Raw genomic sequence first — 26034 nt, 5'->3', positions numbered from 1 at the left:
GGTGCCGGGGCGCGGGGTCAGTGGCCCATGCCGACGCCTCCGTCGACGCGGAGCACGGTGCCGGTGACGTAGCCGGCGTCCTCGCCGGTGAGGTAGCCGACGGCCGCGGCGACCTCGGCGGGCGCGGCCATGCGGCGCATCGGCACGGTCGCCAGCAGGCTCTGCCGCTTGTCCTCGGGCATGGCCGCCACCATGTCGGTGTCCGTGTAGCCGGGCGCGACGACGTTGGCGGTGATGCCGTGGGCGGCCACCTCCAGCGCCAGGGACCGGGCGAGACCGATCAGGCCGGCTTTGGAGGCCGCGTAGTTGGTCTGGCCGACCGCGCCGGACAGCGCCACGGTGGACGACATCAGGACGATGCGGCCCCAGCGGGCGCGCATCATGCCGCGGAGCACCGGCTTGATGCCGTGGAACGCGCCGAGGAGGTTGGTCTGCAGCGGCGCCTGGAAGTCCTCGGCGGTCATGGCTGCGAGCGGCCGGTCCCGGGTGATGCCCGCGTTGTGGACGAGCACCTCGATGGGGCCCAGCTCGTCCTTGACGCGGGCGCACGCCTCGGCCACCGCCTCCGCGTCGGTGACGTCGCAGCGTACGGAGAACAGCCCGGCGGGCGGCTCACCGGTGCGGTGGCTGACGGCGACGCGGTCGCCGCGGGCGGCGAGGTGCCGGGCGACGGCGAGGCCGATTCCGCGGTTCCCGCCGAGTACGAGGGCGGTACGGGGCATAGTGCGGGCCCTTCTTCGTTGCGTGTCCAGTCGTACGGGGCGGCCGGGTCGGTGGGGCGACGCCCCGGCTGCCCGCCGGCGTCCCGGGCGCGAACTCGCCGCGTCGCCGCGGTCGCGCCCCCGACCCGGCCCGGTGCGTCGTCCGGGGGGGACGGCTGCTGTGCGGGCGCTCCCTAGCGGTCCCGCTCCGGGCCGGTGCTGTCGAGCGCGTCGAGCGCCTTGGCCAGCACGTCACCGATCTCGCGGGCCGGGCGGGCGTCCATCATCTGCATGTGGGTGCAGGGGATCCGGTGCTCCAGCAGGCGGCCGTCCACGTACGGCAGCCACGGTTCGCCGAAGGCCGGCGGCCGGTCCGGCTCCTTGTCGGCGACGAAGAACAGCACGTCACCGCGGTACCGTTCGGGCCGGAACTCGTCGCGGACGCGGATCAGGTTCTCCACGACCGCCAGCAGCCGCTGCTCGTCGGGCACGACCTGGCGTACGGCGGCGGTCTCCGCCTCGATCAGCTCCCACAGGTCCTCCGGCGTGTACTCGTCTCCGGAGACCATCACCGTGTCCAGCATGGCGAGCAGCTCGACCTGCTCGCCCTCGGCCTGGAGCCGTGCCGCCAGCGAGTGGGCGACGAGGCCGCCGAACGACCAGCCGAGCAGCCGGTAGGGGCCGTGCGGGCGGACGGCGCGGACCTGGGCCAGGTAGTCGTCGAGGAGTTCCCCGTAACCGGCGGACATCTCGTCGGCGGGGGTGATCCCGCGGGCCTGGAGGGCGTACACCGGCTGCTCGGGGTGGAGGGCGCGCATCAGCGCGGCGTAGCTCCAGCTGAGTCCGAACCCCGGGTGGACGCAGAACAGCGGGGGCCGGTCGCCGCGGGTGCGCAGCGGCAGCAGCACCCCGAAGTCGTCGGTCCGCGCCGCCGCGCCTGCGGTCCTCGCGGGCCCGCCGGGGGCCGGGCGCAGCCGCTGGGCCAGGCCCTCCACGGTGGGCGTCTCGAAGAGGTCCCGGACGGTCAGGTCGGCGCCGAGCCGTGCGCGGATGCCGCGGACCAGCCGGATCGCCAGCAGTGAGTGCCCGCCGAGGTCGAAGAAGCCGTCGGTGGCGGCCACCTCGGGCACACCCAGCGCCTCGGCGAACAGCGCGGCGAGGGCGGCCTCGTCACCGGCGCGGGGAGGCCGGCCGGTGCGGGTGCCGAAGCCGGGGTCGGGCAGCCGGCCGCGGTCCAGCTTGCCGGCGGGCGACAGCGGCAGCGCGTCGAGCGGGACGACGGCGGCCGGGACCATGTAGGCGGGCAGCAGCCGGGCCAGCGCGGCGCGCAGCCGGTCGGGGTCCGGGGCGGCGCCCGCCGCCGGGGTGACGTAGCCGACCAGCCGCCGTTCGCCCTGGTGGTCCTCGCGTACGACGACGACGGCCTGGGCCACCTCGGGCTGCGCGCCGAGGACCGCTTCCACCTCGCTCGGTTCGACCCGGAAGCCGCGCAGCTTGACCTGGTCGTCGGCGCGGCCGACGTACTGGAGCTGCCCGTCGGGGCGGCGGAGCACGATGTCGCCGGAGCGGTACATCCGCGCGCCGGGCGGGCCGAAGGGGTCGGGGACGAAACGGGCCTCGGTGAGGTCGGGCCGGTGCAGGTAACCGCGGGTGACACCGGCGCCGGCGATGTACAGCTCGCCGGGCACGCCCACGGGCAGCGGCCGCATCCGGTCGTCGAGGACGTACAGCCGGGTGTTGCGCAGCGGCCGCCCGATGGGCGGCGCCTCCTGCGCGGGGCCGTCGCCGCCGCGGTCCCGGGTGTCGGACGCGCTGGCGTACACCGTCGTCTCGGTGGGGCCGTAGGCGTTGACCAGGCGGGCGCCGGGCACGGCGGCCCGCAGCCGGGCGGAGACCTGCGGGGACAGGGCCTCGCCGGCGAGGACGAGGTGGTCGGCCCGCAGGTCGGGGGCGCCGTCGGCGATCAGCCGGTCCAGGACGGACGGGACGCCGCTGACGAGGGTGCCCTGCCAGCCGCCGCGTTCGCCGATCTCCAGCAGGTCGCGGACGACTTCGATGCTGCCGCCGTTGAGCAGGGGGCAGAGGACCTCGAAGACGGACACGTCGAAGCTGAGGGACGTGGCGGCGAGCACCCGGGCCAGCCCGTCGCCGAAGGCGTCGGCCGCCCAGGCGGCGAGGTTGGCGACGTTGCGGTGGGTGACCTCGACGCCCTTGGGCCGACCGGTCGAGCCGGACGTGTAGATGACGTAGGCGGTGTGGTCGGCGGTCGCGGGGGAGGCGACCGGGGCGTCGCCGGGCTCCTCCAGCAGGGCCGCCGTGCGCGGGTCGTCGAGCAGCAGGACCGGGGGCGTGCCCGGGCCGGTGGGGAGCCGGTCGGCGGAGGAGGTGTCGGTGACCAGCAGGGCGGGGGCGGCGTCCCGCACCATGAAGGCCAGCCGGTCCTGCGGGTAGGCGGGGTCGAGCGGCACATAGGCGGCTCCGGCGCGCAGCACGCCGAGCAGGGCGACGACGGCGGCGGCGGACCTGCGGGTCGCCAGGCCCACGAAGTCGCCCTCCCGGACGCCGTGTTCGGTGAGCATGCGGGCCATGCGGGCGGAGCGCCGGTCGAGGTCCCGGTAGCTGAGGCGGTCGGTGCCGCAGACGACGGCGGTGGCGTCGCCCCGCCGTGCCGCCTGCCGGGCGAGAAGGGCCGGGACGGTGTCGTCGGTGAGGGGGGCGCCGGTGTCGTTCCAGTGGTGCAGGACCCGCTGCCGCTCCTCCTCGCCCATCAGGTCGAGGTCGGCGAGGGGGGCGGTGGGCTCGGCGCAGACGGCGGCGAGCAGGTGGGCGAGGTGGTCCGCGAGGGCGTGGACGGCGCCGGCGTCGAAGCGCTCCGTGTCGTACTCGGCGTAGAAGCGGATGTCGTCCCCGGCCTCCACGAAGGTGAGCATCAGCTCGAACGCGGCCGTGGCGTTGGCGACCGGCAGCGGCTCCGCGACCAGCCCCGCGGCGGGCCGGCCCGCCGGGCCGGTGCGGACGTGGTTGAGGGCCAGCTGGAACACCGGCTGCCGACCGGCCGAGCGGGGCGGGTTGACCTCCTGGACCAGCTCGTGGAAGGCCACGCCCTGGTGGCGCAGCGCCTGGAAGGTGCGGCCCTGCACCTGGCGCAGCAGCGGCAGGAAGTCCTGTCCGGTGTCGCACGCCACGCGCAGCGGCATGGTGTTGACCGTCAGGGCGACCAGGCCCTCGGAGCCCGGTTCCAGCCGGGTCGACAGGGGCACGCCGAGCACCAGGTCGCTCTCGCCGGTGTAGCGGCCGACCAGGGCGAACGCGCCGGCGGCGAGTACGGAGAACAGGCTGGCCCGGTGCTCGGCGGCGAGCGCGCGCAGCCCGTCCGCCACGGGGCGCGGCAGGTCCCGGCGGTGGGTGGCCGCGTGCCGGCGCGTCGTGCCGCCGAGCCGGGCCATGGGCAGGTCCAGGGTGGCCGGTGCGCCGTCGAGTGCGGTGCGCCAGTGCTCCAGGGACCGGGCTCGGCGCCGGTCGGAGGCGCCGGAGAGCCGGGCGGTGATGTGGTCGGCGTAGCTCACGGCGAGGGGCGGGAGCGGGTTCGGGCGCCCTTCGGCGCAGGCCGCGTACAGGGGCGGGAACTCGCGGGCGAGCACGTCGAGGGAGTCGCCGTCGGCGATGCTGTGGTGAGCCACGAGCAGCAGGACGTGCCGCTGCTCGCCGAGCCGGAAGAGGGTGGCCCGCAGCAGGGGTGCCCGGTCCAGCGGGAACGGCCGGTCCTGGGCTTCGGTGAGGTACCGGTCGGGGACGGTGTCGGCGGGGCCCTCGCCCGGCGAGCCGAGGTCGACCTCGTCGAGCGGCACGGCCACGGTGTCCGCGATCGTCTGCCGCAGCTCGCCGTCGTGCTCGGTGATGCGCACCCGCAGGGCCTCGTGCCGCTCGGTCAGGGCCCGCAGTGCGCCGTCGACGGCGGCCCGGTCGAGTGGACCGGTGAGCCGCAGGGCCAGCGCCAGGTTGTGGGTGCCCGGCCTGCCGTGCGCCGCCTCGGCGAACAGCACGCTCTCTTGGGTGGGGAGAAGGGGAAGGGTCCTGGCCTCAGTGTTCATGTCTGGTTCCGTCGGCAGGGGGCGGGCGGTCCGGCGTCCGGGCGACGCGGACGCCGACCCGGTCGGTGCGGGGCTGGGGTGCTGAGGGGCGTGGTGGGGCGGTGGCGCGGGGGCGGGTGCTGAAGGCGGTGGTGGTGCTTGTGGCACAGAGGTGTGCGAGGCGTCGGAGGTAGACGTGGCAGGGGAGTCAGGTGCGGTGCACGAGGTGGGTGAGGTGACGGCGATGTCGTGGGGCGCGGCGGGCGGGACGTGCGGCCCGCCGAACCCCGCACCGGCCGCCGGGTTCGGCCACCCCGCTGGGTCCGGTCGGCCCGCCGAACCCCGCACCGGCTGCCGGGTTCGCTCGTACACGGGCTCCGTCGGCACGCCGGGCTCCAGGCGCACCGGGCTCCGCCGGCCGCCCGGTTCGGTCGGCCACGGAGCTCTGTCGGCCGCCGGGTTCGGCCACCCCGCTGGGTCCGGTCGGCACGCCGAGCCCCGCCGCCGCCGATCGCGGCGACCCGCCGAGCCCCTCCGGCCGCGGGGTCGCGCCGACGCCCCGAGCCCCGCCGGGCCGTGAGCCCCGCCGGGCCGTGAGCCCCGCCGGGTGGGCCGCCGGTCGGCGGCCCACCGCCCAGTGGCGCCCCGCCCGGCGTGGCCGGAGGGGCCTCGTCCCGGCAGGGAAGGCCCCGGGACCCGGGGGCGGCCCCAGGAGGGGCCGCCCGGGGACCGGAACCGGCGGGAGGAGGCTTCCCCGAGGTCCCCGCCCGGTCCCGTCCGCCGCTGCGCGCACGGACCGCCCGCCACCGCGCGGGCGCGCCTCAGGCCGGACTGACCCGCGGGGTGTCCGGGTCGGTGGCGAGGAGGGCGACGGCGCGGGCCGCGAAGTCCTCCAGGGTCTCGTCCGGCGTCGCGGCGGAGACGTACATCGGCTCCTCGATGTCCGGCGCCAGGTGGTAGCCGTCCTTCCGCATGCCCGCGTACAGCGTGGTGTACGGGGACTGCGCCTGGGCCGCGACATCCGCCTTGCGCCGGACCTGCGCGGCGCGCGGGACGAAGATGAACGCGAAGATGCTGCCGGTGCGGACGAACCGGAAGTCGAGCCCGTGCGCGGCCCGGTGGCGCTCCACCGCGGCTTCGAGCAGCGCCCCCTTGCGCTCCAGCTCCTCGTAGAAGCCGGGCTCCGCCAGCACGTCGAGCGTGGCGAGGCCGGCCGCCATCGTCAGCGGGTTGCCCGCCAGGGTGCCGCCCTGCAGGACCCGCTGCTCGTCCAGCAGCCGCATGACGTCGCGGCGGCCGCCGAACGCGCCGACGGGCGTGCCACCACCGATGATCTTGCCGAAGGCGGTGAGGTCGGGGGTGGTTCCGAGCAGGTTGGACGCCGGGCCGTAGGTGAGCCGGAAGCCGGTGATGACCTCGTCGAAGACCAGCAGCGCGCCCTCGCGGTCGCAGATGCGGCGCAGGTCGGCGAGGAAGCCGTCCTCGGGCAGCACGAGCGACATGTTGCAGGCGACCGGCTCCACGACGATGGCGGCGATCTCGCCGGGGTGCTCGGCGAAGGCCCGCTCGACGCTCTCCGCGTCGTTGTACTCGGCGTAGAGGTTGGACCGCATCGCGGCCGGGTCGAGGCCGGCGTCGCGCATCCGGGACTCGTCCTTGTTCTGCACCAGGTCGAAGTGACCGTGGTAGCCGCCGTTGAAGCGCAGCACACGGGTGCGGCCGGTGTAGGCGCGGGCCAGCCGCAGCGTGGACATCACGGCCTCGGTGCCGCTGCACACGAAGCGCAGCTGCTCCAGGTGCCCGGCGGTCGCGGTGATGCGCTCGGCGAGCTCGATCTCCTGCATGCAGTACGTGCCGAAGAGGGTGCCGGCCGCGGCCTGGCGGGCGAGGGCGGAGCTGACGGCCTCCGGCGCGTGGCCGAGGATCAGCGGCCCGAAGCCGTACATGAAGTCGACGTACCGGGTGCCGTCGATGTCGTGGAGGTACTGGCCGCGGGCCTCGGCCACGACCAGCGGCTCCGTCCCCACGTTGCGGCAGGCGCGGAGCGGGGAGCTGGCGCCGATCGGGATGCTGTGCAGGGCGCGCTTGATTTCCGGCCTCATGGCGACTTTTCCGTTTCCGTCTCGATCGTGCAGTCGGTCATCAGGACGTCCAGCAGCGCCTCGGCCTCTTCACGGGTGTCCCGTGCGAAGTAGGCGGTCAGGACCGTCTCGAAGTTGAGCGGCGGGGCGAGCACGAACTGCCCGTCAGGGCGGTGCAGGTGCACGGTGGTGACATCGTTCTTGCGGCACACCTCGACCGCGCGGGCCGTGTTCTTCAGGAAGCCGCTGCGCTCGATGGGGGCGTCGTACTCCAGCGCCACCCGGTGGTGCAGCGGCTTCGGGTCGACGGCCTCACGGCCCAGCCGGTGCAGCAGGTCGTAGGCGTCGATAGCGGTGCAGATGCGCAGCTGCTGGTACGTGGTGGTGCCGCCGCCGCAGAGGCGGGGGGCGAGTTCGAGGATGCGCAGCCGGCCCTGCCCGTCGAACCGGAACTCGGCGTGGAAAGGCGAGTCGTCCAGCCCGACGCCCGGGATCACGTCCGCCAGCAGGGCGCTGAAGCCGCGTCCCAGCTCCGCGTCGAACGGCTCCGTCAGATAGGCCACTTCGTGGAACAGGGGGCCGACCAGCGGAGGGAGCTTGCGGTGGACCTGGAGCGGGATGATCCTGCCGCGGCTGACGACGCCGTCGATGGCGTACTCGTTGCCGTCGAGGTACTCCTCCGCGAGCATCCGGGACTGGCCGTTGCCCTCCCGCAGCACGGTGCAGACGCGCTTGGTCTGGAGGAACGCCTTGGGGAAGTCCTCCGGTGCCTCGGCCTTCACCACGCCCGCGCTGTAGAAGCCGTTCGACGGCTTGACCACGACGGGGAAGGACAGGGCCTCCGTGACGGCGGCCAGCGCCTGGGGCGCCTTCGCCGAGGGGTCGATCTCGATGTGGCGGGTGATGTGGTCGCGGACCGCCGGGTGGGCCTTGAACCGGGTCTTGTCGGCCAGGCACAGCAGGGTGTCGATGTCCCTGGTGGGCAGGGAGAGTTCGCCGCGGAGCAGCTCCAGCTGGATCTGGTAGCTGTCGTGGAAGGAGATGACGTCGTCGAGGCCGTCGAGGTCGACGGCGGCGCGCGCCGCGTCGATGACGGTGCGGCGCCACTGCTCGCGGTCGTCGCCGGTGAGCTGCGGCGGGTCGAAGAAGCGGACGGCGAAGCCCCGCTGCTGCGCGTAGTCGAGGTAGTCGCGGCAGTCTTCCTCGCGACCGAGGAGGAGTACGTTCACGGAAATGGCCACACTCTCTGTGGGGGACGGGTCAGGCGGGCTGCGGGGTGGGGCTGTCGGTGTGGAGCCGGTTCTCCCCGCCGGCGACGGCGCGGCGGATGCGCCACAGGCACACCGCGGCCATCACGGCCTCGAAGGCGGAGAAGATCACCCACATCACCGGCAGCATGTCCGGGTCGTCCCGGGAGAGCAGCACGAACACGATGAGCGTGGGCACGCACAGGCACCACATGAGGACGATCCGCGCCACGAAACCGAAGCGCGCGAGCCCGAGGCATTCGAGGACGCCCGAGCCGACCATGGAGAACATGAAGGCGGCGGCGTACGTCCACAGCACCCGCGAGGTGTCCACGGCGTGGTCCGTCACGGCGGAGCCGGCGCCGCCGAGGCCGAACGGGCTCAGCAGCAGGGACGGTGTGAGGATCTGGAGGGCCGCGACCGCGGCCACGTACCCGCCGGAGATCGTCAGGGTGACCCGCATGATGTGCGGGATGTCGCCGTGCCGGCCTGCGCCGACGGCCCTGCCGCACAGGATGTTGCAGCCCATCCCCAGGCCGATCAGGGGGATGACGGCGGCGTAGTTGAGGGCCAGGGCGACGTTGTTCGCGGCGAGCGCCACGGGTCCGAGGACCCCGGCCAGCCACACGAACGCCGTCTGCCCCAGCTCCTCCAGGCTGAGCGAGCCGCCCGCGGGGGCGCCGCGCCGCAGCCGCAGCCACAGCACCCCGGCGACGCGGCCGGCGCCCTGGCGCAGCAGCCGGCCGAAGCCCGCCGCGTAGCCGCGGGGCAGGCACACGGCGTAGCCGGCGAACATGACGGACACCGCGCACAGCGTGCCGAGCGCGGAGCCCCGCATGCCCATCTCCGGCAGTCCGAAGCGGCCGAAGACCAGGCCGACGGTCATCACGACGCCGACCACCTGCCCGATGATCCCGACGGTCATCGGGATCCGGGTCCTGCCCAGCCCGTTGAAGTACGACGACAGCGCCATGTTGAGGGTCATGACGGCGCCGAACAGGGTGGACAGGCCGAGGTACTGCGCCTCCAGCTCCTGGATGTGCGGGGGGTGCCCGCCCAGTTGCGGCACCCGCGTCAGCAGCGGGGTGGCGGCCAGCAGCAGCGCGGCGAGCAGCAGGCCGAGGGCGAACCCGTTGGCACCCTCGTCCATGGTGCCGCGCTTGTCGCCGCGGCCGTGGGCCTGTGCCACGTAGGAGCGGGTGATGCCGACCGCCCCCGTGGTCACCATGATCACGGTGGTCGCGGTGAAGACGGCGGGGCCGGACGCCTTCAGCGCGTCCTCCGAGTAGCGGGCCAGGCAGATGCGGTCGACCAGCATCAGGACCAGGTTGCCGACCATGCCGAACATCAGCGGCACCGAGACGCGTACGACCTCGCCCATCGCCCTCAGGTCGAGCAGCCGGCTCCGGGTGGTGCTCATCGCCCGTCACCGCCGGCGGGGCCGGAGGTCACAGGGTCACTCCGGATTCCTCTAGCAGCTCGTGGACGCTCTTGAGCAGCGCCTCGCGGTCGGACAGGTCGAAGGGCAGCACGTCGCCGACGTCGAGCATGGCGTCCAGCCGCTCCTCAAGCCCGACGAGGAAGCGCATCTGGTCGAGCGAGCTGACGATGATCTGCGACGGCTCCGCGTCGGCCGGCACGTCCCGCGCCTGCGCGAGCTGCTGCAGCAGGTCGTCGACGACCGTCTTCAGGTCTTCCATGGAACTCTTTCCCTCTGTGGGTACGGTGGCGGTGTGCGGCCGGGTCAGGCCGCGGCACCGAGCAGGCCGTAGGACAGCAGCGCGTACGTGAGCCGGTCCAGGCCGATGCCCGCGCAGCAGGTTCCGTCGGCGCCGAGCCCGCGCAGGCCGAAGGCGTCGGCGAACACCTCGCCGTGCGCGTTGACGCTGGCCACGGACAGTTCGCCGGTGCCCAGCGGCACCCGTACCTCGAACTTGCTCTTGTTGAGCAGCTGCGCCTCGCGGGTCATGGTCGGCGCGTCCCCGAAGAAGGCGTCGGAGGCGCTGACGATGCGGTGCGGCACGCCGAGGTCGGCGAAGAACTCCGTGAACGCCTCCAGCATGCGCGCGAAGTCGCCCGCGACCTCCTCGGTGCCGCCCATCCGCACCAGTTCGAACATGCGGAACTCGCCGAGCCGGGTGGGGCTGTGGTTGTGCGACTCGTGCCGGAACACCGGCCCTTCGATGCCGAACAGCCCCGTGTCGTAGCGCTCCTTGAGCTCCGCCGCGTTGGCGTAGACGTGGTAGCAGGTGACCGGTGTGAGGACGGTGTCGGCCGGACGGTAGAAGGAGTCCCGCGCGTCGGTCTGACCGGGCCGGAGCTGCGAGACGGTGACGCCGTCCCAGTAGTGGTCGCGGATCCGGGCGACCGCGTTCACCAGGTTCGGGAACTTCTGGTAGTACCCGGCCCGGACCAGCACGTCGCGGGAGAGCTGCGCCGGTCCGGTCAGCAGCGGCGCGCCGAACGGCTCGGCGAGCCGCTCCCGGCACAGCCGGCGCACCCCGTCCATCGCCGCCGTCCACTCCGGGCCCTGCAGGTAGGCGCCCCGGGCCACGGCGACCCGGTGGTCGTCCTCGGGGGCGCGGCAGGTCAGGCCCGGCCGCCCGGGGTGCTCGGCGACGACCGTCACCGGCACCTCGCGGTGGCCGCGCAGGAAGTGGCGGACCATCTCCCCGAGCTCCGACTCGGTCGGCCCGGCGGGGACGCGGACCTCGACGCCCTTGTCCAGCGGCTCGACGGTGGCGCCGGCGTAGTGGAACGCGAGGGCCTTGCGCAGTTCGCCGGCCGCCTCGGCGCTCACCGGACGCTCATGGCGGTAACGCACGCCGTTCATGTGCCGCCCTCTCAGATGCGGTGGCGCATCGGGACCCAGTCGGCCAGCAGGATGGCCCGCTCGCCGGGCCGGTCGGCGCCGCCCTTGCGGATCGGGCCGACGTAGTGGCTGACGAGGTGGTCGGTGATGGCGTACGCCTCGAGGGGGTTCTCCATCTGGAACTCGGCGAGGCGGTCCGCCGGCGGGACGTCCTCCGGCTGCTTGCCCCGGTACTCGGGGGTGGCGATGAGGTTGGCGCCGCCCTCGGCGTTGTCCCGGTAGATCAGGTGGGCGAAGACGTAGGGCTCGCCGTCCTGGTGCAGTTCGTTCGGGGACGAGACGGCCTCCCGGCCGTCCTCCTCGATGTGCAGCTTGATCAGGTGGACGCCGACGTAGAGCGGCCAGACCGCGTCGTCCTCACTCCAGCGGGTCTGCGAGAAGTCGAACTGGATCATGTCCAGCAGGAGCTTGTTGCCGCAGATCTCCTCGCTGATGGCCGGCAGGTTCCGCGTGACGTTCACGTACTCGGGATTGTTGTCGCCCTGGTAGTAGCCGTTCATGCCCTCCCGGGCCTGGCTCTCCGTGGCCGGCATCCAGAAGAATTCCCTGGACCACGGCAGGAAGACACCTCGGGCGTAGCGCCGGTACCGGCCGGAGCCGGTCGCGTACGGATCTTCCGGGAGGTCGTCGTACGCGGCCCGGAGCGCGCGGTAGTCGCTGTCCGTCTCGTCGATACCGAATTCCGTACCGAGATTCCAGCGGTCCCAGCCCTGGCGGGAGAGGGTCGAAGGATTTGCAGGCATAGCGAAAAGCTCCCCCGTTTTCGTAAGTCAACAACAGGCACCGGAATTTAGTGCAGTCCGGGAGTCGCGGGCAACGTGACGTGGGTCACGAAAGATTCCAGCCGTAAGCCAACTTGGCCGAAAATGGTCTCGGAATCTGGCGCCTGATCAGGGAATTCTGCGCGGGCTACGCGATTCGGCCTGGTGGGCCGGGTAACCGGTGGGGCGCATTCCGCCCGTTTTCGCCCTGTGTAATGGCGCCGTACTGCAATCGCTGCGAGCGCCCGGGGGCGTTCTTCGTTCGTTGACAAGCCAGTTGGCGCCTGGTTAGGGTTCGTAGCCGTCAAGCATCTGTTTTTGAATTAATGGGGGAATAATGTCGGACAGCGTTATCGACGGTCGAATTGCTGCGGTGCTGAGGGAGATTGCCGAACTCCCGGATTCGTTCGAGATCACGCCCGAGCAGGACCTCAAGGCGGACCTGAACATCGATTCGCTCAAGCTGATAGACGTCGTCGTCCAGGTGGAGGCCGTCCTGGACGTCGAGCTCGGCGACGACTTCTCCCGCGACCTCGTCACGGTGGGGGACCTCCAGCGGCACGTGAGCGAGCACGTCGCCGGCTGACCCGCGCGTACCCGCCCCTCCGAAGCACCGCCCTGGAGAGTTGCGTTGTTTGAGTTCTCCCTCGGCCCGGTCGCGCTGTGCGCTCCGGGCCCGACGAACGGCACGGACGAGCACGAGGGCCTGCCGACCGACCTGCACGAGGTGATCGGCACCGCCGGCGACCAGTTCCGCGACGCGTTCACCCGGACCTGCCTGTACCTCGCGCTCGGGGCCGCGGACGCCTCCGGGGCGCGCGCGGACGGCGCGACGCGCACCGACGACACCGTCGTGATCGGCACCGAGTACGGCAACACGGCCGCCCTGACCCGGCTCCAGCGCCACGCCGCGGAGAAGGGGAAGCTGCTGTCCGCCCAGTACTTCCCCAACGCCACGTCGAGCTCGGCGTCGGCGTTCGTGAACCTGCGCATCGGCTCGACGGGCCGCAACATGACCGTCAACGCGGGCGTCCTCACGCCGGTCCTCGCCCTGTGGCAGGCCCTGTCCGCCCTGGAGCGCGGACGCTCCGACGTCAGCCGCCTCCTCGTCGGCGACGTCTACGGGCCGGAGGCCGTCGCCGACGCCCGGCTCGACGCGCCCGACGTGCCGTGCCGGGACGGTGTCGTCCACGCGTTCCTGCACAGCGGCGCCGACCTCACCGCGGAGTTCGCGTTCGGCACCGCCGACGCACCGCGGCCGGGCCTCCTGCGCACCGTCTGCAAGACCGCCGCCCGAAGCACCGAAGCGGAAGGCGACGGCCTCGGCGAAGGCGACGGCGCGGCGCGCATCGCCTTCGCGGAGCACAACAGTGCCTTCGCCACCCGCGCCTTCCTGGACCTCGTGCACACGCTGGCGCCCACCGAACGGGCCGTCCTCGCCTGCCACGCCCCGGACGGCCGCCACGCCGCGGTGACGGTGACCCGGCGACACGCGGACACCGCGGACACCACGGACAGCGCGGACAGCGCGGACAGCATGGACGGGGGACCCCGGTGAGCCAGGGAGCAGCAAGGATGGACCAGGGAGCGGCGCGGGTCTTCATCACCGGTCTCGGCGTCATCTCGCCGGCCGGCGCGGGCACGGCCCCCTTCTGGGACGACCTGTGCGCGGGCCGCAGCCGCTTCGTGGAACTGCCGCCGCTCTACGCCGGGATGAAGCCCGGCATCCTCGGCGGCCGGGTGCCGCAGGAGGCCCGCGAGACAGCCCTGGCCGCCGTGGACGCGGTCACCCGCGAACGGCCCCGCGCCGCGTCGCTGTTCGCGGAGTTCGCCGCGCTGGAAGCCCTGCGGGACGCCGGGCTGGCACCCGGCGACCCGGCGCTGCGCGGCGCCGTCGTCTGCGTCGGCAGCAGCGACGGCCAGGCCGAGGCGCTGGAGGACGTGGTCGCCGGGCGCAGGGACCCCGCCGGGATCGGCGGCTTCTCCAGCTACTCCATCGCCCAGGGCGTGGCCCGTACGGTCGGCGCCACCGGCCCGGCCTACCTGCTGCAGAGCACCTGCGCCTCCGCGAACGTGGCGCTGTCGTGCGCCCTGGAGATGCTGCGCGCGGGCGTCGCCGACACCGCGGTCGTCGGGGGCTGCGACCCGTACTCGGAGAAGAACATCATCGGGTTCAACACCCTGCAGGCGATCGGGCCCGTCCCCTGCAAGCCGTTCACCCGCGGCCGGCGCTACGTCACGCCCTCCGAGGGCGCGGGCATGTTCGTCCTGCAGACCGAGCGCGCCCTGCACGCCGGCGCCACCCCGTACGCGGAGGTGCTGGCCACCGCCGTCAGCAACGACGCGAACCACCCCACCGCGCCGGACCGCGACGGTGTCGCCGCCTGCCACCGCAGGTCGCTGGAGGAGGCCGGACTCAAGGCCGACGACATCGACGTGGTCTTCGCCCACGGCACCGGGAGCCGCGCCAACGACACCATCGAGGGCGGCATCTTCGCGGAGCACTACCCGAGGGCGGCGGTCACCGCCATCAAGGGCACCGTCGGCCACCTGATGGGAGCCGCCGGAGCCGCCAACGCCGTCGCGGCCTGCCTGGCGCTGCGGCACCGCCTCGTCCCGCCGACGGCGGTCGACCCCGACGACGTGGAGCCGGGCGTCAACCTCGTCACCGGCGCCCCGCTGGCCGTGCCGGACCTGCGGTACGTCCAGAACAACGCCTTCGGTTTCGGCGGCAACAACGCGATCAGCATCTTCCGGAACGTGTCGTGACCCCTCCTCCGTCCCTCACCGGCGACAGCGCGGTCCTCCGGCTGTCCTGCGACGGCCCGCTGGCCGTGCTCACCCTGCACAGCCCGCCCATGAACCTCTTCGACGAGGCGATGTGGGCGGCCTGGGCGGACGCGGTGGCCTGGCTGACCGCCCACCCGCCGCGGGCCCTGCTGGTGCGGGCGGAGGGCCGGGTCGTCAGCGCCGGGGTCGACGTGCGGGTCTTCGCCGAGCTCGCCCCGCAGGACGCGGAAGCCTTCTGGCGGACCCAACTGGACCTCACCCGGGCACTGGAGGCGCTGCCCTGCCCCACGGTGTTCGCCGCGCACTCACTGACGCTCACCGCGGCCTTCGAACTGGCCCTGGCCTGCGACCTCGTGGTCGCCACCCCGCAGGCCCGGTTCGGACTGGTCGAACGGAAGGTCGCGTTCACCCCGGCGATGGGCGGCACCCAGCGGCTGGCCGAGCGGGTCGGCCCCGCCCGCGCCCGCGAACTCGTCATGACCGGCGACCTCTACCGCGGGTCCGTGCTGGCGGACTGGGGCGTGGTCAACGCCCTCTTCCCACCGGAGTCGTTCGACGCCGACGCGCACGCCTACGCGATGCGGCTCGCCACCGGTCCCACCCGGGCGCACACGGCCACCAAGGAGGTCGTCCGGCGCTGCATGGACGGCGGAGTGCCCGCGGCCGACGCCTGCCTGCCCGCCCTCGCCGCGGCGGTGGCCGCCACCCGCGACCACAGCCGTGCCGTGCGCGCCTTCCTGGCGGAGGGGCCGGACCACTCGACGGACTACGAGGGGCACTGACAGCCCACGGCGTGGTCCGCGACCCGCCGGCACCCCCTGCCGGCGGGCCCGAGCCGCAGGCTGTCGCCCGACGAGCGCCCCGGTCGTGCCCGACCGGGGCGCTCCCGCTTTTCCGTGCCACGTCCATGAGCCCGGCGGCGCAGGAAGTGTTGTCGGCGCGGGGCGTGCGGGTCTCCCTGTCGGCGGCCGTCAGAGCGGCGGACGCGGACAGGGAGGAGCGGTCATGGGACAGCGCGGTGAGCGGTCGGGGCGGGCGGCGGGCAGCCGGGGCGGTGGGCACCGGCGCGGGCGCCGGGTGGAGGAGCGCCGTCACCGGCGGCGGCGCCGAGGGGGCAGGGCGGGTGCCGCCCTGGCCGGTGTCGTCGTCGCCGGTATGGCCGTGGTGGGCGCGGTCGGACTGGGCGGTCGGGACGCGGGCCCCCTCGGTGCGACCGGTGCGACCGGTGCGGCCTCGCCGGCCGCTGCCGGCGGTGGTGCGGCCGACGAGGCGGTGACGGCGGGGACCCCTGGGGAGGGCGCGGCGGGCGCACCTTCCGCGGGCATGTCCCCGACGTCCTCGGGCGCGCCGTCGGCTGCTCCCTCGCCGTCTCCGTCACGGTCGGCCCCGCCGTCGGCCGGGGCGTCGGCCGGGCGGTCGGCGGCCCCCGGCGCCGCGGCCTCCCCGGCGCGGAGCCGTACTCCCGAGGCGCGCTCCCCGCGCCCCGAGGTCCCCGCCACGAAGCGGGGGCCGGTGTCCGGGAGCGGTCCCGTAGGGCCCGACCCGACCCTTCCCGGGCCCCGCTCGGACTCCACGAGCGCGAGCGAGGCGGAGGCCATGTCGCTGCGGCTGCTCAACGCCGAGCGGGCGACCGTCGGCCTGCCCCCGCTGGCCCTGCGTACGGACCTGAGCGATTTCGCCCGGGGGTGGGCCGCGCACATGCGCGCCTCGGGCTTCGGCCACTCCGGTGACGCGGACAGGCAGTACCTGGTGACCGGCGGCCGCACCTGGGTCGGCGAGAACATCGTGTGGTGGAGCGACGCGTCGATGTCCGCGCAGGAGGTGGCGGAGAAGTTCCAGTCCATGTGGCGGCACAGCCCCGGGCACTACAAGGCGCAGACGGACGCGTCGTTCACCGAGGTCGGGGTGGGGATCCACCGCGACGGGTCCGGCTGGTGGGGCGTGCACAACTTCTCCGACGGCCGCTGATCCGGCGGCCCGGCGGGCGGGGAGGTGTTCGGGCGGGGGCCCTCCGGGCCCGTACGCGGCAGCGGTCCTGAGGGGGTGGCTGCGGCGGCGGCCCCCGCCGTGCCGGAGGCGCTCCGGGTGCCCGGTGGTGCCCGGCCTGCGGGGCCGGGCGCGGGGTGCTTCCGGCGGACGCGCGCCACGCGCGCCCGCCGGGGCCCCGCCCGCGGGCCGAGGCGAACAGGCCCGCCGGCGACGTGGTGCCGCAGCAGCGAAGCCTCCTGGCGGCCGCGCGGTGCGCTCATGCCACGGGTCAGCCCCGCGGGTCGCGGGCGCCGTCCGAGGCGGTCCCGCCGCGCCGACCGCACCAGCCGTTCCGGTCGGGCCGGTGGTACGGGTGGTTCCGGTCGGGCCGGCGGTACGGGCCGTTCCGGTCGGGCCGGTGGTACGGGTGGTTCCGGTGGTACGGGCCGTGGCGGTCGTACGGGTCCGGGCCGCGGAGGCGGCGCCGCGGCGGGGCAGCACCGCGTGCAGGCACCGGACGACGCGCCGGCGGAGCAGGCTTCTGAGGGGGACCGGGCCGTCCATCAGAACACCGCCCCGGCCGCCGACGGCAGCGGCCTGCCGAGGGCCGACACCACGTGGAACGTCAGCGCGTCGAGCCGCCAGCCCTCCGCGGTGAGCCGGGCGCGCGCGTCGTAGTAGCCGCTGACCACGTACGGGTCGTCCCCGTGGGCGGGTCCCGAGCGCCGGTGGCTGGCCACCTGGTGGGCGCGCACCCGGGCACGGTCGCCGTCCAGGTCCACGAGCAGGGTGCCGCCGAGGCGGTGGGTGCGGTCCCAGCGCGCCTGCGCCGCACGCCGGAAGGCCGCGAAGCCGCGGACGCCCCGGTGGGTGCCCGCCGGCACGTCGAGTCGGGCGTCCTCGGTGAAGACGGTCCGGTACCAGTCGTCGTCGTACCCGGGCTCGTCGGCCCGGTCCAGGGCCTCGACGTACCGGTCGAGGAGGTCCTTGACGGCCAGGCGGTCGGCCAGCGCCCCGAGCGGGGCGCCGAGCGGCGCGACCTGGGCGTCGGTCGAGGGTGTTGCGGGCATGGGCAGGCTCCTGCGTGTTCTGTCGGGTGGTGGGTGTCGGTCAGCGCGGTGTGCGTGAGGGGGCGGGCCGGTGCGGCGGGCGGGCATGCCGACGTCCCGGGGCGCGGCGGGAGCGCCTCGGGGCGGTGGCGGTCAAGGGACGCGGTGGGCGGGCTGGTGCCGAGCCCGCGGCCCGGCCGAAGCGGGTCGTGCGCGGCGGTGGCCTCGCCCTCCGTGGGGGCGGTCGGGCCGCCGCTCTCCGCCGTGGCCGGTCGGGTGCGCGCGGAGCCGGGTGCCGCGCGTACGGCCGTGGCCCCCGGAATGGGCGCGGAGTTTCGTCCTCCGCCGCGCGGAACAGAGAATTCCGGAAAGGCGGCGAGAACGGCGGCGAGAACGGCCGGGAGAATGTCTGCGGGGCCGGCGGGGAGAACGGCGGTGAAGGTGCCGCGTGATGGCGTCCCTTTCGCGTCCGGCCCGCCGCGATCGGCGTGCGGCGACCGTCGCGGATACGTCCGGTTCCGGCGGCGTGGTGGCCGCGGTTCTCCGGCACGGAAAACGCCTTTCGCATACGGTGAATTACGGGAGGCCGTGAGCCGTCCGCGGGGGGAACGGCGGATGGCGGGTATTCCGCGGCGGCCGCGGTTGCGCGGGTGTGTCCCGCTGTCCGCCCGCCGCCGGTGCCTCCGCTCCGGCGCGCCCGGACGTGCGCTGCCCGGGCGGGGGTTGCTGTGGACCGCGGCCGCCGTGCCTGGGGGGAGGGATCGGGTCGGCACGGCAGCCGCGGTGCTGTGGGGCGGGACGGGGCGCGGCCGGTCCACAGGGTCCGGCCGCACCCGGCATCAGGCCGGGACGGACGGTTCCAGCCGGGCGTTGACGGCGGCGATCAGCCCGCGCGGGGTCGGGTTGTCGCTGCACACGTCGTCGTCCAGCGCGATGCCGTACTCGCGCTCGATCCTGCCCAGCGTCTCCGCGAGGGCCGGCGGCGGGTAGCCCAACTCGTCGAACCCGACGTCGAGGATGTCCCGGTCGAGGTCGACGCTCTGGTCGGGGCCGGCGTCCTCCAGCAGAACGAGCCTGAAGGCCTCAAGGGTGAACTCGTGCTTGTACATGCCCGTTCCCTTTCCTGCGTATGGCGGGGCCCGTCGGTGGGGACGGCGCGATCGGCGTGCTCGGCACGGTCCGGCTGAGCTGCGAAGAAGACTGTCCTCATCCGTCACGGGAGTCAACGCGGACGGTGTCAGATCTCTGTCAGGTTGTGTCAGGGATTTTCAGGCGCTTGCGGGCTGGGAAAAGATGTCCACAAAGGTGAGGGATCCGTCTTGTCCCGCCGCCGAGCGGCCACTTACCTTGGCGGAAATTCGATGATGGGGGGTCCAGGTGAGTCAGCGAACGATTCCGTCGCCCACGGTCACGAAAGAGTGCGAGGGTGCGGGCTGCCGCCGCCAGGAGGCGTCCGGCCGTCCGCGGCGCAGCGCCGAGCGGGGGGCCCGCCTGTGCTTCGGCTGCGGGCACCGCTTCGTCGGGGAGCTGGAGAGGCTGCCCGCCCTGTACGACGAGTGCGGGACGCTGCCCGCCGCGCCGGAGGGCGGCGCGGCGGCAGAGGTGCGCGCCTCCATCGTCGACGTGCTGCGTTCCTGGGCGGCCCTGGTCGCCGACGAACTGCCGTCCGGCGGGGCCCGCGAGGGCCCCGCGGCCGGCGCGCACGGTGGCCGAGCTGGCCGCGCTGCTGGTGCGCCACTCCTCGTGGCTCGCCGCGCACGATGCCGCGGCGGACGTCACGGAGGAGGTGGCCCGGCTGGTGCGCAGGGCCCGGCAGGTCGTGGACCCCGATCCGCGGCGCCGGGTGCCGATCGGCGCCTGTGTCGAGCCGGGGTGCCCCGGAGGGCTCACGGCCGCCGTCCAGCCGGACCGGCCGCAGCTGCCCGCCAGGATCGTCTGCGACGCGGACCCGTCCCACCGGTGGCTGGGCCACGAGTGGCTGCAGATGAGCCGCCTCGCGGCGGGGGGCCGGCGCAGGACGCGGTAGGCGTCGACGCACGGGGACGGCCCCGCCCTGGAGGGCGGGGCCGTCCCCTGTCGCGTACGTGTCCGGGAGCCGTGCGGTGCTCCGGCGATGAGGGGCCGCCGGTGCGGTGCGGTGCGGTGCGGACGTCGGCGTGCGGGCCGGGGGCGCGCGCCGGCGTCGAGCCCGGTGGGTACGGGTCGCCGGGCGTCGGTGGCACGGTCGCTGAACGGGCGTGCGGGCGCTGGACGCTGGTGCCGGGGTGCACCCGCCGGTCGGCGGAGGCGCCTCTGCCCGGGGCGGCACAGGCGGCGCCCCGGTGTGCCGGTCCCGCTTCGCCGGGCGGCGTTGCGGCCGGTCGTCGGATTCCTGCGGTTCGCCCCCGGTCGGATGCTGCCGCGGTGCCGTGGCCGCCGGCCACCGGAGCGGGCTGCGCCGGGGCGTCGTTCGCTGCTCGGCGGCCTGCTCGGCGGCCTGCTCGGCGGCCTGCTCGGCGGCCTGCTCGGCGGCCTGCTGGGGGCCGGATCGGGCTCCGCGCCGGGGGTGGGGTCGGCGGATCCCGAGACGGGTGCGGAGCCGGTGGTTTCTCCGCGGCGGCAACGGATGGGCTCCCGGGTGTTCCCGGAGCGGGTCGGCCGATTGCCGGGTGCGCCCCGTGCGGGCAGGGCGCCGACCGGGACGGAGACCAGGCGGACTCGGGGCGGTCGGACTCCGGGGCGGTCGGACCTGCCGGCGGAGCGGCTGGCCGGAGCGGCCGGAGGGAGCGGCCGGAGGGAGCGGCGGGTCGGAGCGGCTGCAGGGGTGGCCGGTCCGCGTTCAGGCGTGGCCGAAGCGGAAGCCCACGCCCCGTACCGTGATGATCCAGCTGCTGGAGCCGAGCTTGCCGCGCAGGCTGCTGACGTGGGTGTCGATGGTCCGGCCGGGGCGCGACCAGGAGTCGTCCCACACCTGCGTCATCAGCTGCTTGCGCGAGACCACGGTCTCGGGCTGGGAGGCGAGCAGGTACAGCAGGTCGAACTCCTTGCGGGTGACCTCGACGGGCCGCCCGTCGAGCCGTACCTGCCGGGTGCGCGCGTCGATGCTCAGCGGGCCGCTGGTGATGACGTGGGCGGCCGGCGGACGGGGCCGCACCCGCCGCATCACGGCCTCGATACGGGCCATCAGCTCGCGGAACCCGTACGGCTTGACCATGTAGTCGTCCGACCCGGCCTGCAGCCCGAGCACGCGGTCCAGTTCGGTGTCGCGTGCGGTGATGGCGATGATCGGGGTGTCGGAGGCGGCCCTGATGCCCCGGCACACCTCCAGGCCGTCGAGGTCGGGCAGGTCCAAGTCGAGCAGCACCAGGTCGGTCTCGGTGTGGGCCTGCAGGGCCCTCGCGCCGGTGTTGACGCTGTCCGCCTCGTACCCGTGCCGGCGCAGGCCCAGGACCAGGGACTCGGCGGCGCGCGCTTCGTTCTCGACCACCAGGACGCGCAGGCCCGTACGGGCGTCCGGTGCGGTGCCGCGCGGCGGCGTGGGCGCGCGCCGGGCGGGCTGCTGGTGCAGTATGCGGGCTTCGAGGAGACTTGCGGTCTGCTGATTCATCTGCTGGCTCCTGCACGTTCGCGCGGCCTGGGATGCCGCTAGCCGACCGTTCGTCAGAAGATTACAAACCGCTTCGGCGGTTTGTCAAAGGTTCGAAAGGCTTGTTCGGTCGTCTCTGCGCCAAGCGGGCACGGTCCCGACTATCGCACCGGAGCGCCCGATCCGCCTCCTGGATACGGGTGTTACCGGTGGTCGTGCGGGGTGGCAGGGGGGTCTTCCCGCCGGTCGGAACGGCGTACCGATTGCGTCACGCGCACGGACGTCACTGGAAAACAAACCAGGGAGATGGTTTGATACCTGCATGCTGCAGTCCCATCGCGTGCAGGAGACCCGCACTCCCGCGCCCACACGTCCGGGCCGCCCCACCCGGCCCTCCACTGTCGAGGGGAGGCTCCGTTGAGCAAGCAGGAACGGGCCGAGCGCACCCGCCGTGCCCTGATCAAGTCGGCTGCCGCGGTGTTCGAGGAGTATGGCTACGCCCAGGCGAGGCTCGCACTGATCTCCACAGGGGCCGGGGTCAGCACGGGGGCCCTCCATTTCCACTTCGAGAACAAGGCGGCCGTCGCCGCGGCCGTGGAGACCGAGGCGTCCCGCGCCCTGCGCGCCGCCTACCGCGGAGTGCGGCGAGGAGCACGCGGGGGGCGCGCCGTCAGCCCCGCCCTGCAGGCGCTGACGGACGCCTCGCACGCCCTGGCGCACCTGCTGCGCCGGGACGCCGTCACCCGGGCCGGCTTCCGGCTCAGCTGCGACACCACCCGCACCGGCGAGGTGGACCTGCGCCGCGAGTGGCAGCAGTTCGTCCAGCAGATGCTGGCCGAGGCAGCCGGTGAGGGCAGCCTCGCGGCGGGCGTGAACCGCGGGGACATGGCCGCCGCCGTGGTCGCCGCGACCATCGGCTTCGAGGTGCTGGGGCGGCGCAACCAGGAGTGGCTGTCCCGGTACTCGGTGACCGGCTTCTGGCAGCTGCTGCTGCCCCGGCTGGCGACCCCGGAGGAACTGGAACGCCTCGACCCGGCGGGCACCGACGGGGTCATCACCCCGCAGCAGAGCCTGGCCGACGTGCGGCCCGCCGCCAAGTCCCCCGCGGTGCCGCCGTCCCCGCCGCTGTCCCCGCCTGCCGGTCCGCCGCACGGGACGCCGCGCGCCGCGGCGGCGGGGCCCGCCCGGAGCGCCCCGCCCCGCAACGCCTCCACCCGGGGCGCCGCCCACGCAACCACCCTGCACGGCAGCCGGTGACGCCGGACCGTACCGGCGCCGCGCGTCCCCGCCGTACGGCGGGCCGCCGCGACGTGCTCCCCGCCGCCCGGCGCGGCCGGTCGGACCGGGCCGGTCCGGCGCCCACGGCTACCCGTCCGTACCGGACCGCGCGGCGGCGCCGGGCTGCGCGGCGTACGCACCGGCGACCTCGTCGACCTGCTCGTAACCGCTGCGCAGCAGGAAGGTGTTGAGGCGGCCGTACGACTTGGCGCCCAGCACGAAGAAGTGCGGTTCCGGACTGCGCAACTGGTCGATGCCGGCGGCCGGCTGGGCGAGGCAGTCGGCACCCGCGCCCCCCGCGGACAGGAGCGCCGCCGACAGGGCCATGGGGGCGCCCGTCGCGTAGCACTCGTGGACCTGGAGCTGGCGGTGGAGCACCGGGTCGCCGGTGTAACCGGTGAGGGAGACGACGTGGTCGGCCGCCACCTCCCGGGGCCCGGCGCCGGTGTCCAGGACCGCCGTCACCCGGCCGTCCTGCGACGCCTTCAGGGACGCCACCCGGGCGCCCGTGTGGACCGTGACGCGCTCAAGGCCGCCTCCCGCGAGCGCACGGGACGCGTCGACGAGGCCCTGCCGGGCGGGCAGCGTGTCGTCGGGGACCTCGCCCCAGTCGGGCGCCGGGTTGCGCACCGCCCAGACGAGCCGGGTGCCGGGGAGCGCGGCGAGGTCGCGGGCGGCGGTCTGCGCGGACTTGCCGGCGCCCACCAGCAGGACGGTGCCCGCCCAGCGGGACGGGTCGGCGGTGTCGGGGATGGTGCGGGTGATGCGGTGGCCGAGGGACCGCTCGCCGGGCGCGGGGATGCCGCCGTCCCCGAGCGTGTTCGGGTGGGCGTAGGTGCCGCTGCAGTCGAGGACGAGGGTCGCCGCGGCGCTCTCCTCGCCGTGCGGGGTGTCCAGCAGCAGCGTGAACGGCGCGCCCGCCCGGGTGGGGGTGCCGATGTGCTCGTGCTTGAGCAGGCCGGCGCGGGCGATCCCGGCGACACGGGTCCGGTAGCGGATCCGGTCCCGCAGCACGGGCAGTTCGGCGACGGGCCGCAGGAGCCGGGCGACGAGTTCGGCGCCCGTCGGGCAGTCGCCCCCGCGCGGCGCGTCGGCGAGGTGGGCGCGCATCCGGGGTGACACGTTCAGATCCCACGGGGTGAACAGGCGGACGTGCCCCCAGGCGCCGACGTGCGCGGCCGGGCCGTCCGCGGCCTCGTACACGGTGAACGGCCAGCCGGCGTCGGCGCAGGCCAGCGCCGCGTCGAGGCCGACGGGTCCGGCGCCGACGATCGCGACGTGCGGGACGCCGCCCGCGGCGGGCCCGCGGGCGGCGGAGGCGGGCGCGGAGGCTGTCGCGGGCGCGGAAGTGGCTTGCGGCATGGGCGTGGGGCCTTTCGGTTGCGGTTCTGCGGTTCTGCGGTTCTGCGGCTCTGCAGTGGTGCGGTGGTGCGCTGGGGGCGCTGCTCGGGGCGGTGCGGTGCGGTGCGGTGCGGCGCCGCGTGGTGGTGCGGTGCGGTGGTGCGGCCGGGCGTCGGACGGAGCCGGGGTGGGGCCGGGGCCGGGGACAGGGCCGCGTCAGGGGCGGGCGGCAGTTGGGGCAGTGGTCAGATGGCGCAGTGGTCAGATGGCGCAGTGGACCGGGCGGGGGAGGCTGCCGTCCGCCAGGCGGGCCGCGAAGAACCGTTCGGTGACGAGCTGCTTGCCCCGCTCCAGCGGTGTGCCCGCGGGCGCCAGGTGCATGTCCGGGCTGGTGGCCGTGTCGGCGCCCGCGGGGTGCCAGTGCAGGCCGTCCCCGCTCACCGTCAGCTCGGGCACGGACGTGTCCTCGCCGATCTCCACGCCGGTCTCGGCGAACCCGCGCCGCAGCAGCGGCCGCACCGCGAAGTGGTCCTCCGGCAGTCCGAGCCCGGCCAGCAGGGCAGCGGTCGCGGGGACCTCCGCGGTGTTCTCGGGCGTCTCGGTGAGCGCGACCCGCGGCGGCAGCCCCAGGTCGATCAGGTGGCGGATACCGGCGACGGTGCGCTGCCAGGAGCCCGCGCCGCGGTGCCGGTCGTGGGTGGCGGCCGTGGCCCCGTCCAGCGAGGTCTGCACGGTCAGCTTGCGCCCGGCGAGGTCCCCCAGTCCCTGCGCCCTGCGGCCGCGCAGCAGCATGGCGTTGGTCATGACGACCGTGGGGAGCTGCGCGGAGGCGTAGTCGAGCAGGGCCACGATGTCCGGGTGCAGGAAGGGCTCGCCCCCCGTCACGTACAGCTCGGCGAAGCCCGCGGCGACCGCCTCGTCGACGAGCCCGCGGAAGTGGTCCGCCGTCAGCACGCGCGGCGCCGCCTTGGGGGACGAGGCGACGGCGCAGTAGTCGCAGGCCAGGTTGCAGTGGAAGTTGGTGTAGAGCCACAGGCGGGACGGGAAGTACGCGCTGCCGAAGAGCGGCACGACCGGCCGGTCCTCCGAGAGGTCCGCGCCCGGCGCGGAGCCCCAGCCGTCGTCGGCGGGGCGGAAGCCGGTGGGCAGCGTGGAGCGGTAGAGGTGGTAGCGGCCGCGGGAGCGCTCCGCCGGCGGCAGCACCTCCAGGCAGGTGGTCCACCAGCCGGTCTCGATGGTCTCGACGAACACCTCGGGCAGCCCCGCGGCCCGCATGGAGGCGGCCTGCGCCCGCCAGTCGTAGTCCAGGGGGACGAGTTCCGCCTCGGCGCGCCCCTCGTCGAGGTCGAGCAGCGCGTACCAGACGTTCCGCTTCCCGTCGTTGGCCGGCTTGCCGAGCACTCCGACGTTCACGACGAGGGTGTCGTCGACCCGCTTCTGCCAGGGCAGCCCGCTGTGGGTGCACAGGACGACGCCGGCGCCGGAGGCCGCCGCCCGCAGCCGGTGCTGCTCCTCCGGCAGCGACTCCCACCAGAAGTCGTTCAGGGCGAGGGTGGACCCGTGCACCATGTGCACGTCGACCCCGCCGAGGGTCTCCCGGCGCTCGGTGGGCAGCGCCCCCATCCAGGCGGCGAAGTCGCGGCTGGTGGTGGCCAGCGTGTGGTCGTAGATGAGCTGGGCGAACTCGTTGTCCTTCGGGTCGCGGTAGCCGCAGCCGCAGTCCGTGTCGCCGCGGGCGACGGCCACGTCGTAGTTGCCCGCCACGCAGGTGACGTCGGCGCCGGTGAGGATCGGCCACAGGGCGTCCACCTCCGCGCCGAAGCCGCCCAGGTCGCCCAGGCAGTAGAGGCGCTGGGCGCCGCGGGCGCGGGCGTCGTCCACGAAGGCCCGGAGGGCGTACGGGTTGCCGTAGGGGCCGCCGCATACTGCGATCCGCATGAGCTGTCTCCAAAGGGTGTACGGAAGGGGCGTGTTCCGGTGGTGGTGCCGGACGGGTCGGGGGCGGTGCCGGACGGGTTGGGGGGGCGGTGCCGGACGGGCTGGGGGGCGGTGCCGGCCCGGCCGCGACCTGTGGCGGTGCGGTCAGGCCGCGGTGCGGGCTGAGGCGGGCCATGGACGGAGGAGTGCGGAGGACGGAGGCGCGGCGCGGGGCGGACCGGGGCGGCGCGGGGGCGGCGGGACCCGAGCCCGCGGCGCCCGTGGGCCGGGGCCCGCATCGCCGTCCGGGCCGCGGACCGGAGCCGGCGGCCGTACGCGCGAGCCCGGGCGGCCGTCGAACCGCGGCCGCCCGCCGCCACGGGAGCAGTGCCGC

20 protein-coding genes are annotated in these 26034 nt (G+C 74.8%); 7 read left to right on the top strand and 13 right to left on the bottom strand.

Features of this window, described 5'->3' with window-relative positions; genetic code table 11:
- Positions 1 to 17: 17 nt before the first annotated feature.
- The 8 genes from fabG to L6E17_RS25150 all read right to left on the bottom strand — a co-directional run bounded on the left by fabG (position 18) and on the right by L6E17_RS25150 (position 11714).
- A complete protein-coding gene (gene fabG / locus L6E17_RS25185) occupies positions 18 to 722 on the bottom strand; it encodes a 3-oxoacyl-ACP reductase FabG (protein ID WP_236242994.1) in 705 nt (234 codons plus the stop codon).
- A gap of 173 nt (positions 723 to 895) precedes the next feature.
- On the bottom strand, positions 896 to 4792 hold the full coding sequence (locus L6E17_RS25180) for an amino acid adenylation domain-containing protein (protein ID WP_236242993.1): 3897 nt from the start codon (positions 4790 to 4792) through the stop codon (positions 896 to 898).
- Between the two features lie 800 nt (positions 4793 to 5592).
- Positions 5593 to 6873: an aspartate aminotransferase family protein gene (locus L6E17_RS25175; RefSeq protein ID WP_236242992.1), complete on the bottom strand. Its 1281-nt coding sequence runs from the start codon at positions 6871 to 6873 to the stop codon at positions 5593 to 5595.
- Positions 6870 to 8081 carry an ATP-grasp domain-containing protein gene (locus L6E17_RS25170; protein WP_236242991.1) on the bottom strand — a complete coding sequence of 404 codons (1212 nt, stop codon included), beginning with the start codon at positions 8079 to 8081 and terminating at the stop codon, positions 6870 to 6872. Before L6E17_RS25170 ends, L6E17_RS25175 begins: the two co-directional genes overlap by 4 nt.
- A gap of 31 nt (positions 8082 to 8112) precedes the next feature.
- Positions 8113 to 9519: an MATE family efflux transporter gene (locus L6E17_RS25165; RefSeq protein WP_236242990.1), complete on the bottom strand. Its 1407-nt coding sequence runs from the start codon at positions 9517 to 9519 to the stop codon at positions 8113 to 8115.
- Positions 9520 to 9547: 28 nt separating this feature from the next.
- The gene (locus L6E17_RS25160) at positions 9548 to 9799 is read right to left on the bottom strand and encodes a hypothetical protein (RefSeq protein WP_236242989.1); all 252 of its coding nucleotides are present in this window, start codon (positions 9797 to 9799) and stop codon (positions 9548 to 9550) included.
- Between the two features lie 44 nt (positions 9800 to 9843).
- Complete coding sequence (locus tag L6E17_RS25155) at positions 9844 to 10932, bottom strand: hypothetical protein (protein WP_236242988.1); 1089 nt, start codon at positions 10930 to 10932, stop codon at positions 9844 to 9846.
- An 11-nt stretch (positions 10933 to 10943) separates the two neighbouring features.
- Positions 10944 to 11714 carry a 2OG-Fe dioxygenase family protein gene (locus tag L6E17_RS25150; protein WP_236242987.1) on the bottom strand — a complete coding sequence of 257 codons (771 nt, stop codon included), beginning with the start codon at positions 11712 to 11714 and terminating at the stop codon, positions 10944 to 10946.
- 391 nt (positions 11715 to 12105) lie between these two features.
- Between L6E17_RS25150 and L6E17_RS25145 the strand changes: the two genes are divergently transcribed.
- The 5 genes from L6E17_RS25145 (at position 12106) to L6E17_RS25125 (ending at position 16490) form a co-directional block, all read left to right on the top strand.
- Entirely contained in the window at positions 12106 to 12318 is a 213-nt protein-coding gene (locus L6E17_RS25145) for an acyl carrier protein (RefSeq protein WP_236242986.1), read from the top strand.
- A gap of 45 nt (positions 12319 to 12363) precedes the next feature.
- Complete coding sequence (locus L6E17_RS25140; RefSeq protein WP_236242985.1) at positions 12364 to 13290, top strand: beta-ketoacyl synthase N-terminal-like domain-containing protein; 927 nt, start codon at positions 12364 to 12366, stop codon at positions 13288 to 13290.
- 17 nt (positions 13291 to 13307) lie between these two features.
- Entirely contained in the window at positions 13308 to 14501 is a 1194-nt protein-coding gene (locus L6E17_RS25135; protein WP_236242984.1) for a beta-ketoacyl synthase N-terminal-like domain-containing protein, read from the top strand.
- Entirely contained in the window at positions 14498 to 15304 is an 807-nt protein-coding gene (locus tag L6E17_RS25130; RefSeq protein WP_236242983.1) for an enoyl-CoA hydratase/isomerase family protein, read from the top strand. The genes L6E17_RS25135 and L6E17_RS25130 overlap by 4 nt, the downstream gene beginning before the upstream one ends.
- Positions 15305 to 16118: 814 nt before the next feature.
- Positions 16119 to 16490, top strand: coding sequence for a CAP domain-containing protein (locus L6E17_RS25125; protein WP_236242982.1), 372 nt, complete (start codon positions 16119 to 16121; stop codon positions 16488 to 16490).
- Positions 16491 to 17053: 563 nt separating this feature from the next.
- Here L6E17_RS25125 and L6E17_RS25120 read toward each other — a convergent pair.
- Positions 17054 to 17560, bottom strand: coding sequence for a nuclear transport factor 2 family protein (locus L6E17_RS25120; protein ID WP_236242981.1), 507 nt, complete (start codon positions 17558 to 17560; stop codon positions 17054 to 17056).
- A gap of 818 nt (positions 17561 to 18378) precedes the next feature.
- Positions 18379 to 18648, bottom strand: a complete 270-nt coding sequence (locus L6E17_RS25115) for an acyl carrier protein (protein ID WP_236242980.1) — start codon at positions 18646 to 18648, stop codon at positions 18379 to 18381.
- 596 nt (positions 18649 to 19244) lie between these two features.
- Here L6E17_RS25115 and L6E17_RS25110 point away from each other — a divergent pair.
- On the top strand, positions 19245 to 19565 hold the full coding sequence (locus L6E17_RS25110) for a hypothetical protein (protein WP_236242979.1): 321 nt from the start codon (positions 19245 to 19247) through the stop codon (positions 19563 to 19565).
- Positions 19566 to 20357: 792 nt separating this feature from the next.
- Here L6E17_RS25110 and L6E17_RS25105 read toward each other — a convergent pair.
- Positions 20358 to 21125 carry a response regulator transcription factor gene (locus L6E17_RS25105; RefSeq protein WP_236242978.1) on the bottom strand — a complete coding sequence of 256 codons (768 nt, stop codon included), beginning with the start codon at positions 21123 to 21125 and terminating at the stop codon, positions 20358 to 20360.
- Between the two features lie 396 nt (positions 21126 to 21521).
- Between L6E17_RS25105 and L6E17_RS25100 the strand changes: the two genes are divergently transcribed.
- The gene (locus L6E17_RS25100) at positions 21522 to 22361 is read left to right on the top strand and encodes a ScbR family autoregulator-binding transcription factor (protein WP_236242977.1); all 840 of its coding nucleotides are present in this window, start codon (positions 21522 to 21524) and stop codon (positions 22359 to 22361) included.
- Between the two features lie 108 nt (positions 22362 to 22469).
- Here L6E17_RS25100 and L6E17_RS25095 read toward each other — a convergent pair whose 3' ends face one another.
- Positions 22470 to 23744 carry a lysine N(6)-hydroxylase/L-ornithine N(5)-oxygenase family protein gene (locus L6E17_RS25095; RefSeq protein ID WP_236242976.1) on the bottom strand — a complete coding sequence of 425 codons (1275 nt, stop codon included), beginning with the start codon at positions 23742 to 23744 and terminating at the stop codon, positions 22470 to 22472.
- Between the two features lie 240 nt (positions 23745 to 23984).
- Positions 23985 to 25661 carry a radical SAM protein gene (locus L6E17_RS25090; RefSeq protein WP_236242975.1) on the bottom strand — a complete coding sequence of 559 codons (1677 nt, stop codon included), beginning with the start codon at positions 25659 to 25661 and terminating at the stop codon, positions 23985 to 23987.
- Positions 25662 to 26034: the final 373 nt, after the last annotated feature.

Origin of the sequence: Streptomyces sp. CC228A, from assembly GCF_021390935.1 — a bacterium.
Lineage (GTDB): Bacteria > Actinomycetota > Actinomycetes > Streptomycetales > Streptomycetaceae > Streptomyces.
The sequence above is the reverse complement of the archived record's forward strand: the minus strand, read 5'-3'. Positions and strand labels throughout refer to the sequence as shown.